Below are 11,219 nucleotides of genomic sequence, written 5' to 3' on the forward strand. Positions count from 1 at the left end.
GCCATGTCACCGAGAACCCTGTTGTTGATTCCCACCCTTGCGGCTGTTGTATTGCTGTCGGCATGTGCCGGTCCGATCCCCAAGGCCGACCCGAGCCAAGCCTGGATCGGCTTGAAGGAGGAAGCGCCGAATGACCTTCTGGCCGAGCGCGTCGACGGCCAGCGCGTGGATGACGGGCGCTACTTTGAAGTAAGCCCCGGGGACCATCGCCTGGACGTGACGCTGTTCGAGGAAGAGCCCGGCGACGATAACCAGCAGGACTGCCAGGGCCGGGTCGAGTACAAGCATTTCAAGGCGGGTGAGCATTACACCCTGGAGGAGTCGAGCCTGGGCACTACCGTGCGCGCAGCGCTCAAGGATGGGCACGGCAAGGAAGTCGCCGCCACGCAAGACTTCAATTGCATGCCCGGCTAGGCATGGTGCGCCGTCGCCTTGTTCGGCTTGGCCGGCGCAGCGGGTTTGACGTGGGGGTGATGATGCCGGCGCGTCACGCGCATGACCCCCCACAACATGGCGGCGGCCACCGCCAGCCAACCGCAGATCAACAGGAAAATCGTCGTTGCAAGGCTCATTCAGGCCTCCCTTCACCCCGTCCGGGGTACACACAGTCTTCTCAATGGACAGTCTAGCTACCCGGCGGTTGCCTGCTATTGACCAATGGTCGTGTCCGTCCAACGTGTTTGCTCTATGGCGGGCGTTTTATCGACACTTGAGGCTATACCCCTGCCCAAGAGCGTCCTATGATCGGGGCCCTCACCGGCAGTTGATCAAGAGAGTCAAACATTGCGCTTACGGTCGAACCTCAAAACAACCCTCCTGCTGGCCTGTGCCCTGGGGCTGACGGCCTGTTCCAGCCAGCCCTCGAAACTCCCCGGCCTGCCGGAGCGGGTTGAACTCAACGGCGTGCCGACCTTTCGCAGCGAGGCTTATCAGAGCGGTCCTACGGCTCTGGCCAGCATGCTGTCGCAACAAGGCATTGTCATGACACCGGGGCTGCTCGATAAGCCGCTGCGCCTGCCGGGTGCCGAAGCGGACCTTGAGCGCAACATGCAAAAGCTGGCGCGTGAGTACGGGCTGATGGTGTATCCGCTGGAGGCCAGGCTCACCGCTGTGTTGGCGCAGGTGGCGGCCGGTTACCCGGTGATGGCACGCATCAACTCCAGCTTCTGGTCCGGGCCACGCTATGTCGTGGTGGTGGGGTTCAATCAGCAGAAGAGCACGGTGCTGCTGCGTTCCGGCAGGGAGCGGCGATTGATGATGCGCTTCAGTGACTTTGAGTCGGCGTGGAAGAGCGCGGGACATTGGGCGATCCTGACCCAGCGTCCGAGCCAGTTGCCGGCGAATGTGGATGCGCAGCGCTGGCGGGAGGCGGCGAACGCAACGGCGCAGGCCGGGCAGGAACAGGCGGCGGCCCAGGCGCTAAAAGTCCTGGCAGAACGAAAATAATAAATGTGGGAGGGGGCTTGCCCCCGATGGCGGTGGATCAGTAGATATTCATGTATCTGACCCACCGCTATCGGGGGCAAGCCCCCTCCCACATTTGATCGGTGTTGTCAGTTGACTAGCGGCGCACTTCTGCCACACCCGCACGGTTCTTCAGATTCTTGTCAGCCTTGTAGCGCAATGCCACATCCGGCACCGCGCCGCCCTTGCCGGTCTCGACCCAGCTGCGAATACGGCTGGCATCGGCAAAGTGAGTGAACTTGCCAAAGGCATCCAGGATCACCAGCGACACCGGGCGGTTACCCATGCTCGTGACCAGCACCAGGCAATGCCCGGCCTGGTTGGTAAAGCCGGTCTTGGTCAGCTTGATGTCCCAATTGGCACGATTGATCAGGTGATCGGTGTTGGAGAAACCCAGGGTGTAGTTGGGCTTGCGGAACGCCACGGTCTTTTCCTTGGTGGTGCTCAACTGGCTCAACATCGGGAATTTGCGCGCATAGGCCAGCAACTTGCTCAGGTCGCGGGCGGTCGAGACGTTGTGGATCGACAGGCCGGTAGGCTCCACGTAATGGGTGCTGGTCATGCCCAGCGCCTTGGCCTTGGCGTTCATCGCCGCAATGAACGCCGCGTAGCCGCCCGGGTAATGGTGGGCCAGGCTCGCGGCGGCGCGGTTTTCCGAGGACATCAGCGCGATCAGCAGCATTTCCTTGCGTGGCATCTGGCTGCCGATCTTCACGCGGGAGAACACGCCTTTCATTTCCGGCGTGTCGGTGATGTTGATGTCGATGTATTCATCCATGTTCTGCTTGGCTTCCAGCACGATCAGGCCGGTCATCAGCTTGCTGACGGACGCGATGGGCACTACCACGTCGGGGTTGCTGGCATAGATGACTTTGTTGGTCTGCAAATCCACCAGCATGGCGCTGCCGGAAGCGATTTGCAGTTTGGAAGCGTCACGCGGGGCCAGGGTGGATTCGGCGGCGTGGGCGAAGGTGCCTGCGAAAGCAAAAAACAGGCTGACGAGAGAAAGACGAATTTTCACGCGGATGAACTCGCTAAAGAAAGTAAGGAAATACCGTGTGGACACGGGTTTTATGAAAAATGACGTTACATTCTAGGAGTATGGATCAGAAACTGTCGAATGTTCTTCCAGAACCAGACGAAAGTGCTTAAAAACTAAGAAAAAACAGTTTTTCTCCTGGCAATAAAAAGCCCTGCGATAAGGCAGGGCTTTTTCAGTACGCCTGGTTATTAGCTGTGCAGGGTTTCAGCGGCATACAGCGTATTTTCCAGCAGGCACGCTCGGGTCATCGGGCCTACACCGCCCGGAACCGGCGTGATCCAGCCGGCGCGGGGCAGGGCGGTCTCGTAGACCACGTCGCCCACCAGCTTGCCGTCGTCCTGGCGGTTGATGCCGACGTCAATGACGATGGCGCCTTCCTTGATCCACTCACCTTTTACCAGGCCTGGCTTGCCGGCGGCGACCACGACCAGATCGGCGCGGCCAACGTGGCCGGCGAGGTCCTTGGTGAAGCGATGGGTGACGGTCACGGTGCAACCGGCCAGCAACAGTTCCATGGCCATCGGGCGGCCGACGATATTCGATGCGCCAACCACGACTGCGTCGAGGCCATACAGATCAACCCCGGTGCTTTCCAGCAGGGTCATGATGCCTTTGGGCGTGCAGGGGCGCAGCAGCGGGATGCGCTGGGCCAGGCGACCGACGTTATAAGGATGGAAACCATCGACGTCTTTGTCCGGGCGGATGCGTTCCAGCAGTTGGGAAGCGTCCAGATGCTCGGGCAGCGGCAACTGCAGCAGGATGCCGTCCATGCCCGGGTCATCGTTGAGGCTGTCAATCAGGTCGGTCAGGGCCTGTTGAGTGGTGTCCGAAGGCAAGTCGTAGGCTTTGGAAATGAAGCCGACCTCTTCACAGTCTTTACGCTTGTGCGAGACATAAACCTGAGAGGCAGGATCGCTGCCGACCAGGATCACCGCGAGGCCGGGCGTGCGCAGGCCTTGCTGGCGACGCTCGGTGACGCGTTTGGCGATCTGCTGGCGCAGGCTGGCGGCGATTGATTTGCCGTCGATAAGTTGTGCAGTCATTACGCGTGATTAACCATCGAGAGGGGGAAGAAAAGTGCGCGCATTCTCGCACGCCAGGGCGCGAGGGCAAAGGCGCTTGGTCTGCAAATTGGCCTAAGCCCTTAAATAAAATCAGTTTTTTTCAAAAAAGATTTGACGGGTTTCAGGTCGCTCTATACTATTCGTCGCACTTGTCGGGCACAGCCTAGCACTGGTTAGAAAGTCGAGCAGAATTGTTGTCCTGCAAGGCTGGAAACACTTAGTTTGTAATCCTCCAAGAGTACAGATTAATCAGGCGCCCGTAGCTCAGCTGGATAGAGCATCCGCCTTCTAAGCGGATGGTCGCAGGTTCGAGTCCTGCCGGGTGCGCCATTAGGCAGCTTTGGCACAAGTAGCGCTAGATGGTGGGCGTAGCTCAGTTGGTAGAGCACGGGATTGTGACTCCCGTTGTCGAGGGTTCGATCCCCTTCGTCCACCCCATATTTTGAAAAGGCGCCAGATTAATCGTCTGGCGCCTTTGCTTTAAGAGCTTCAAGCGCGGATGTGGTGGAATTGGTAGACACACTGGATTTAGGTTCCAGCGCCGCGAGGCGTAAGAGTTCGAGTCTCTTCATCCGCACCAAATAAAGCTCGGTCCCGTCGAAAGGCAGGGAAGGGTTCAACAAAGAAGTGGTTTGGTTTCTTTGTTAACGCAATATGGTGGGCGTAGCTCAGTTGGTAGAGCACGGGATTGTGACTCCCGTTGTCGAGGGTTCGATCCCCTTCGTCCACCCCATATTCGAAAGGCGCCAGATTTAACAGTCTGGCGCCTTTTTTGGTTTTGGCGGTTTGATAGTTCGGCGGTCGCGGTAGTGGGCCCCATCGGCAGCGCGTTTCGTCGCATTTGTGTATCTCGATGATGCCGCGTTGCCTGCTCGCGCCGTTCGCGGGGCGCGCCGTCAGGGAGATGAATGGCTGCTCTTCTTTATATAGAAGGGCGGCGCAGAGCCCTGGCGCAATTGGCTGTATTTGTCACCGGGGCGAGGTACTTCAGTGCCTTCGTACCGATAAATTGCCGGCTGTTTTCAGGTGTATTTCCAGTAGGGTGACTTCTTGAGTTTGACCCACTAGAATGCATGCCCTTGATTGGGGTCGGAAATGGCCGGCTAATGTCTGTGCAACGAGGAATATCCATGCAAGTTTCTGTTGAAAATACTACTGCTCTCGAGCGCCGCCTGAGCATCACCGTGCCGGCAGAGCGTATCGAGACTGCGGTCAACAAGCGTCTGCAGCAGACTGCCCAGAAGGCCAAGATCGCTGGTTTCCGTCCAGGCAAAGTGCCGATGAGCGAAATCAAGCGTCGTTTTGGTGCCGATGCGCGCCAGGAAGCTGTAGGTGACGTGATCCAGGCTTCCTTCTACGAAGCCGTTGTCGAGCAGAAGCTGAACCCGGCGGGCTCGCCTTCGATCGAACCCAAGTCCCTGGAAGCTGGCAAGGACCTGGAATACGTTGCTACTTTCGAAGTCTTCCCAGAGTTTGAAGTGGCCGGTTTTGAAGGCATCGAAATCGAGCGCCTGAGCGCCGACGTCGCTGATTCGGACCTGGACAACATGCTGGAAATCCTGCGCAAGCAGAACACCCGTTTCGAAGTGGCCGAGCGTGCCGCCCAGAACGAAGACCAGCTGAACATCGATTTCGTTGGCAAGGTTGACGGCGAGGTATTCGCTGGCGGCTCCGCCAAGGGCACTCAGCTGGTGCTGGGCTCCAACCGCATGATCCCGGGCTTCGAAGACGGCCTGGTCGGCGCCAAGGCCGGTGAAGAGCGCGTTCTGAACCTGCAATTCCCTGCTGACTACCAGAACCTGGACCTGGCCGGCAAAGCCGCCGAGTTCACCGTGACCGTCAACAGCGTTTCCGAGCCTAAGCTGCCAGAGCTGAACGAAGAGTTCTTCGCTCAATTCGGCATCAAGGAAACCGGCATCGAAGGCTTCCGCACCGAAGTTCGCAAGAACATGGAGCGCGAGCTGCGCCAGGCCATCAAGTCCAAGGTCAAGAACCAGGTCATGGACGGTCTGCTGGCCGCCAACCCGATCGAAGTGCCCAAGGCACTGCTGTCCAACGAAGTGGATCGCCTGCGCGTTCAAGCGGTTCAGCAGTTTGGTGGCAACATCAAGCCTGACCAACTGCCGGCCGAGCTGTTCGAAGAGCAAGCCAAGCGCCGCGTCGTGCTGGGCCTGATCGTGGCTGAAGTGGTCAAGCAGTTCGACCTCAAGCCTGACGAAGACCGTGTTCGCGAAATGATCCAGGAAATGGCCTCGGCCTACCAGGAACCTGAGCAGGTCGTGGCTTGGTACTACAAGAACGACCAGCAACTGAACGAAGTACGTTCGGTTGTGCTTGAAGAACAAGTTGTGGATACTGTTCTGCAGAAGGCTAAGGTGACCGATAAAGCGGTCTCTTACGAAGAAGCAGTCAAACCGGCGGAAGCAGCACAAGCCGACTGATTGTCCAACTCGTTGGAAATTCAACCATAAGCCAGCCTCGCGCTGGCTTATGCGTTTTCAAGACATGACTATTTGGGAGTAACTGCAGAGCATGTTCCGTAATTCCTATATTCAGCAGAACTCTGATATCCAGGCCGCAGGCGGCCTGGTCCCGATGGTTGTCGAGCAGTCCGCTCGTGGTGAACGCGCCTACGACATCTACTCGCGCCTGCTCAAGGAGCGAGTGATCTTTCTGGTCGGCCCGGTAGAGGACTACATGGCCAACCTGATCTGTGCGCAGCTGCTGTTCCTTGAAGCGGAAAACCCGGACAAGGACATCCATCTCTACATCAACTCGCCGGGCGGTTCGGTGACGGCGGGCATGTCGATCTACGACACCATGCAGTTCATCAAGCCAAACGTGTCGACTACCTGCATTGGCCAGGCCTGCAGCATGGGTGCATTCCTGCTGACCGCCGGCGCCGAGGGCAAGCGTTACTGCCTGCCGAACTCACGCGTGATGATTCACCAGCCACTGGGCGGTTTCCAGGGCCAGGCATCGGACATCGAAATCCATGCCAAGGAAATCCTCTTCATTCGTGAGCGCCTCAACACGCTGATGGCCAAGCACAGCGGGCACACACTTGAAGAAATCGAGCGTGATACCAACCGTGATAACTTCATGAGCGCTGAAGCCGCCCGTGAATACGGGTTGATCGACGCAGTGATCGAAAAGCGCCCCGCTTAATATAAGCCGCTCAAAATAGGGCTGGTCGGCATGTCCGACCACTGGCGGGCTTGAAAAAGCCCGCATAAGCCTTCATCTTGTGTTGCAAGCCTATCGGATTTGGATCGAACGAATGACTGACACCCGCAACGGCGAGGACAACGGCAAGCTGCTCTATTGCTCCTTCTGTGGCAAAAGCCAGCATGAAGTACGCAAATTGATTGCCGGCCCCTCGGTGTTTATCTGCGACGAATGCGTCGACCTGTGCAATGACATCATCCGCGAGGAGGTGCAGGAAGCCCAGGCCGAGAGCAGTGCGCACAAACTCCCATCGCCTAAAGAAATCAGCGGCATCCTTGACCAGTACGTGATTGGTCAGGAGCGTGCAAAGAAGGTTCTGGCCGTAGCGGTGTACAACCACTACAAGCGCTTGAACCAGCGTGACAAGAAAGGCGACGAAGTCGAACTCGGCAAGAGTAACATCCTGCTGATCGGCCCTACAGGCTCGGGTAAGACCCTGCTTGCGGAAACCCTCGCTCGCCTGCTGAACGTTCCGTTCACCATCGCCGACGCCACCACCCTCACCGAGGCGGGTTACGTGGGTGAAGATGTCGAGAACATCATTCAGAAGCTGCTGCAGAAGTGCGACTACGACGTAGAGAAGGCCCAGATGGGTATTGTCTACATCGACGAAATTGACAAGATTTCGCGCAAGTCGGACAACCCGTCGATCACTCGGGATGTTTCCGGTGAAGGCGTACAGCAGGCTCTGTTGAAGCTGATCGAAGGCACGGTCGCTTCGGTACCGCCGCAAGGTGGCCGCAAGCACCCGCAGCAGGAATTCCTGCAGGTCGATACGCGTAACATCCTGTTTATCTGTGGCGGTGCGTTCTCCGGGCTGGAAAAGGTCATCCAACAGCGTTCCACGCGTGGTGGCATCGGTTTCGGCGCGGAAGTGCGCAGCAAGGAAGAAGGCAAGAAGGTGGGCGAGTCCCTGCGTGAAGTCGAACCTGACGATCTGGTCAAGTTCGGTCTGATCCCGGAATTCGTCGGTCGTCTGCCGGTCCTGGCGACGCTGGACGAGCTGGATGAGGCGGCGTTGATTCAGATCCTCACCGAGCCGAAAAACGCCCTGACCAAGCAGTACGCCAAACTGTTCGAGATGGAAGGTGTGGACCTCGAGTTCCGTACCGACGCGCTCAAATCAGTGGCCAAGCGCGCCCTGGAGCGCAAGACCGGCGCACGTGGTCTGCGCTCGATCCTTGAAGGCGTGTTGCTCGATACCATGTACGAAATCCCCTCGCAGTCCGAGGTGAGCAAAGTGGTGATCGACGAAAGCGTTATCGAAGGCAAGTCCAAGCCACTGTATATCTATGAAAACAGTGAGCCGGCTGCCAAGGCTGCACCTGACGCGTAAGCGTCTTTGCAGTGGCGGTACAAGCAAGGGGCCTTTTGGGGCCCCTTGTTTTTTTGGGGTGTTTTTGCATGACGGCTGATTAAATCGCGTTTATTCATGCGTTTAACTGCTGGCATTGAGCTTGTTTTTTTTGCATGCAACCCCCATCTTGGTTTCAAGCTTATTTTTGAACTGTCATAGAGGCGAAATCATGAAGACAACCATCGAATTGCCTCTCCTGCCGTTGCGTGATGTCGTCGTCTATCCGCACATGGTTATCCCGCTGTTCGTGGGGCGCGAGAAGTCTATCGAAGCCCTCGAGGCCGCGATGACGGGCGACAAGCAGATCCTGCTGCTGGCCCAGAAGAATCCTGCTGATGATGATCCGGGCGAAGACGCCCTGTATCGCGTCGGCACCGTTGCGACTGTGCTGCAATTGCTCAAGCTGCCCGACGGTACCGTCAAGGTACTGGTGGAAGGCGAGCAGCGCGGCGCGGTAGAGCGCTTCATGGAGGTGGACGGCCACCTGCGCGCCGAAGTGGCGCTGATCGACGAAGTCGAAGCCCCTGAGCGTGAATCCGAAGTCTTCGTGCGCAGCCTGCTTTCGCAGTTCGAGCAGTATGTGCAACTGGGCAAGAAAGTCCCGGCTGAAGTCCTGTCGTCCCTCAACAGCATTGATGAACCGAGCCGCCTGGTTGACACCATGGCTGCGCACATGGCGCTGAAAATCGAGCAGAAGCAGGACATCCTCGAAATCATCGACCTGTCGGCCCGTGTCGAGCATGTGCTGGCATTGCTGGATGGCGAAATTGACCTGCTGCAGGTCGAGAAGCGCATCCGTGGCCGCGTGAAGAAACAGATGGAGCGCAGCCAGCGCGAGTACTATTTGAATGAGCAGATGAAGGCCATTCAGAAAGAGCTCGGCGACGGCGAGGAAGGCCATAACGAGATCGAGGAGCTGAAAAAGCGTATCGATGCCGCCGGCCTGCCGAAGGACGCGCTGACCAAGGCGACGGCCGAGCTGAACAAGCTCAAGCAAATGTCGCCGATGTCGGCCGAAGCCACCGTGGTTCGCTCCTACATCGATTGGCTGGTGCAGGTGCCGTGGAAAGCACAGACCAAGGTGCGCCTGGACCTGGCCCGCGCCGAGGAAATCCTCGATGCCGATCACTACGGCCTTGAAGAGGTCAAGGAACGGATCCTCGAATACCTTGCCGTGCAAAAGCGCGTGAAGAAAATTCGCGGTCCTGTGTTGTGCCTGGTCGGTCCTCCCGGGGTGGGTAAAACTTCTCTGGCGGAGTCCATCGCCAGCGCGACCAACCGCAAATTCGTGCGCATGGCCCTTGGCGGTGTGCGTGACGAAGCGGAAATCCGCGGACATCGCCGGACTTATATCGGTTCGATGCCAGGAAGATTGATTCAAAAGATGACCAAAGTGGGCGTGCGCAACCCGCTGTTCCTGCTCGATGAAATCGACAAAATGGGCAGTGATATGCGTGGCGATCCGGCCTCGGCGTTGCTCGAGGTGCTCGATCCCGAGCAGAACCACAACTTCAACGACCATTATCTGGAAGTCGACTACGACCTCTCCGACGTAATGTTCCTGTGCACCTCCAACTCCATGAACATTCCACCCGCCTTGCTGGACCGGATGGAGGTGATTCGTCTGCCGGGTTATACCGAAGACGAGAAGATCAACATTGCGATCAAATACCTCGCGCCCAAGCAGACGGCGGCCAATGGCCTGAAGAAAGGCGAGATCGAGTTTGACGTCGAAGCGATCCGAGACATCGTGCGCTATTACACCCGCGAGGCCGGTGTACGGGGCCTTGAACGCCAGATCGCGAAGATCTGCCGCAAGGCGGTCAAGGAACATGCACTGGAAAAACGCTTCCTGGTGAAGGTGACGGCCGATGCGCTGGAACATTTCCTCGGTGTGCGTAAATTCCGCTACGGCCTGGCCGAGCAGCAGGATCAGGTAGGGCAGGTGACTGGCCTGGCGTGGACCCAGGTGGGCGGCGAGTTGCTGACCATCGAAGCGGCCGTGATCCCGGGCAAGGGTCAGTTGATCAAGACCGGCTCCCTCGGCGACGTGATGGTCGAATCGATCACCGCCGCGCAGACCGTGGTGCGCAGCCGTGCCAAGAGCCTGGGTATCCCTCTGGATTTCCACCAGAAGCACGACACCCATATCCACATGCCGGAAGGGGCGACCCCGAAGGATGGCCCCAGCGCGGGTGTAGGCATGTGTACGGCCCTGGTGTCGGCATTGACCGGCATTCCGGTGCGTGCCGATGTGGCCATGACCGGTGAGATTACCCTGCGCGGCCAGGTATTGGCCATTGGTGGCCTGAAAGAGAAATTACTCGCCGCACACCGGGGTGGAATCAAGACCGTGATCATTCCCGAAGAGAATGTCCGCGACCTCAAGGAAATTCCTGACAATATTAAACAGGATCTTCAGATCAAACCGGTTAAATGGATTGACGAAGTCCTGCAAATTGCGCTGCAATACGCGCCGGAGCCCTTGCCGGATGTGGCTCCGGAGATTGTCGCGAAGGACGAAAAGCGCGAGTCGGATTCCAAGGAAAGAATTAGCACGCATTAAAGTGTTGGAGCCTGGGGGGCTTCCTTGACAGCTTTTTAGAGCCCTTGTTATAAAGCGGCTCTTAAGTGTCTGTAGGCCATCCAGCACTGGTTTTTGCTTTTTACCAAAAAAACTTAGAATCATACTCATAGATATATAAGGGGACTTAGAGTGAACAAGTCGGAACTGATTGATGCTATCGCTGCATCCGCTGATATCCCGAAAGCTGCTGCCGGCCGTGCGCTGGACGCAGTAATCGAATCCGTCACTGGCGCTCTGAAGGCCGGCGACTCCGTGGTACTGGTAGGCTTCGGTACTTTCTCTGTGACTGACCGCCCAGCTCGCACTGGCCGTAACCCACAGACCGGCAAAGCACTGCAAATCGCTGCTGCCAAGAAACCAGGTTTCAAAGCCGGTAAAGCCCTGAAAGAAGCCGTTAACTAAGCTTCGATCAAGCCTTTGCTTACCCGGGTCGGACGCAGGTCTGGCCTGGCAGCGGAGCGGTAGCTGGCCCGAGTA

At 57.8% G+C, this 11,219-nt stretch carries 10 protein-coding genes and 4 tRNA genes; 11 read left to right on the top strand and 3 right to left on the bottom strand.

The annotated features are described in order from the left end of the window. Positions 1–3 precede the first annotated feature (3 nt). Positions 4–414 (top strand): PA0061/PA0062 family lipoprotein, encoded by a 411-nt coding sequence (locus TU82_RS03335; protein WP_057721689.1) that lies wholly within the window; start codon positions 4–6, stop codon positions 412–414. On the opposite strand, the gene TU82_RS28855 is transcribed toward TU82_RS03335, so the two are convergent. Further along, positions 411–572, bottom strand: coding sequence for a hypothetical protein (locus TU82_RS28855; protein WP_164485100.1), 162 nt, complete (start codon positions 570–572; stop codon positions 411–413). The genes TU82_RS03335 and TU82_RS28855 overlap by 4 nt on opposite strands. Positions 573–783: 211 nt before the next feature. On the opposite strand from TU82_RS28855, the gene TU82_RS03340 reads away from it, so the two are divergent. After that, entirely contained in the window at positions 784–1,446 is a 663-nt protein-coding gene (locus TU82_RS03340) for a peptidase C39 family protein (protein ID WP_057721690.1), read from the top strand. A 115-nt stretch (positions 1,447–1,561) separates the two neighbouring features. Here TU82_RS03340 and pbpG read toward each other — a convergent pair whose 3' ends face one another. Both pbpG and folD read right to left on the bottom strand, forming a co-directional pair. After that, complete coding sequence (gene pbpG / locus TU82_RS03345; RefSeq protein ID WP_057721691.1) at positions 1,562–2,485, bottom strand: D-alanyl-D-alanine endopeptidase; 924 nt, start codon at positions 2,483–2,485, stop codon at positions 1,562–1,564. 209 nt (positions 2,486–2,694) lie between these two features. After that, positions 2,695–3,549, bottom strand: a complete 855-nt coding sequence (gene folD / locus TU82_RS03350; protein WP_057721692.1) for a bifunctional methylenetetrahydrofolate dehydrogenase/methenyltetrahydrofolate cyclohydrolase FolD — start codon at positions 3,547–3,549, stop codon at positions 2,695–2,697. A 274-nt stretch (positions 3,550–3,823) separates the two neighbouring features. Here folD and TU82_RS03355 point away from each other — a divergent pair. From TU82_RS03355 to TU82_RS03395, 9 genes are all read left to right on the top strand, one after another. After that, positions 3,824–3,900, top strand: a tRNA-Arg gene (locus TU82_RS03355). A gap of 32 nt (positions 3,901–3,932) precedes the next feature. After that, positions 3,933–4,008: transfer RNA gene (locus TU82_RS03360), tRNA-His, on the top strand. A gap of 57 nt (positions 4,009–4,065) precedes the next feature. Beyond that, positions 4,066–4,150 (top strand) — tRNA-Leu (locus TU82_RS03365). Between the two features lie 77 nt (positions 4,151–4,227). Beyond that, positions 4,228–4,303, top strand: a tRNA-His gene (locus TU82_RS03370). A 397-nt stretch (positions 4,304–4,700) separates the two neighbouring features. Continuing rightward, positions 4,701–6,011 carry a trigger factor gene (tig, locus tag TU82_RS03375; RefSeq protein WP_057721693.1) on the top strand — a complete coding sequence of 437 codons (1,311 nt, stop codon included), beginning with the start codon at positions 4,701–4,703 and terminating at the stop codon, positions 6,009–6,011. A 91-nt stretch (positions 6,012–6,102) separates the two neighbouring features. Continuing rightward, positions 6,103–6,738, top strand: coding sequence for an ATP-dependent Clp endopeptidase proteolytic subunit ClpP (clpP, locus tag TU82_RS03380; RefSeq protein ID WP_003174822.1), 636 nt, complete (start codon positions 6,103–6,105; stop codon positions 6,736–6,738). 112 nt (positions 6,739–6,850) lie between these two features. After that, a complete protein-coding gene (gene clpX, locus TU82_RS03385; protein ID WP_017136464.1) occupies positions 6,851–8,134 on the top strand; it encodes an ATP-dependent Clp protease ATP-binding subunit ClpX in 1,284 nt (427 codons plus the stop codon). Positions 8,135–8,324: 190 nt separating this feature from the next. Further along, positions 8,325–10,721, top strand: coding sequence for an endopeptidase La (gene lon, locus TU82_RS03390; protein WP_057721694.1), 2,397 nt, complete (start codon positions 8,325–8,327; stop codon positions 10,719–10,721). A 150-nt stretch (positions 10,722–10,871) separates the two neighbouring features. After that, positions 10,872–11,144: an HU family DNA-binding protein gene (locus TU82_RS03395; protein WP_003174819.1), complete on the top strand. Its 273-nt coding sequence runs from the start codon at positions 10,872–10,874 to the stop codon at positions 11,142–11,144. Positions 11,145–11,219 lie beyond the last annotated feature (75 nt).

The organism is Pseudomonas orientalis, assembly GCF_001439815.1.
In the GTDB taxonomy this organism is placed as follows: domain Bacteria; phylum Pseudomonadota; class Gammaproteobacteria; order Pseudomonadales; family Pseudomonadaceae; genus Aquipseudomonas; species Aquipseudomonas orientalis.

What these genes read in the sequence shown, in the direction of transcription:
- TU82_RS03335 (WP_057721689.1), top strand. Translation starts at nt 4, where the DNA reads ATGTCACCGAGAACCCTGTTGTTGATTCCCACCCTTGCGGCTGTTGTA.
- TU82_RS28855 (WP_164485100.1), bottom strand. Translation starts at nt 572, where the DNA reads ATGAGCCTTGCAACGACGATTTTCCTGTTGATCTGCGGTTGGCTGGCG.
- folD (WP_057721692.1), bottom strand. Translation starts at nt 3,549, where the DNA reads ATGACTGCACAACTTATCGACGGCAAATCAATCGCCGCCAGCCTGCGC.
- tig (WP_057721693.1), top strand. Translation starts at nt 4,701, where the DNA reads ATGCAAGTTTCTGTTGAAAATACTACTGCTCTCGAGCGCCGCCTGAGC.
- clpP (WP_003174822.1), top strand. Translation starts at nt 6,103, where the DNA reads ATGTTCCGTAATTCCTATATTCAGCAGAACTCTGATATCCAGGCCGCA.
- clpX (WP_017136464.1), top strand. Translation starts at nt 6,851, where the DNA reads ATGACTGACACCCGCAACGGCGAGGACAACGGCAAGCTGCTCTATTGC.
- lon (WP_057721694.1), top strand. Translation starts at nt 8,325, where the DNA reads ATGAAGACAACCATCGAATTGCCTCTCCTGCCGTTGCGTGATGTCGTC.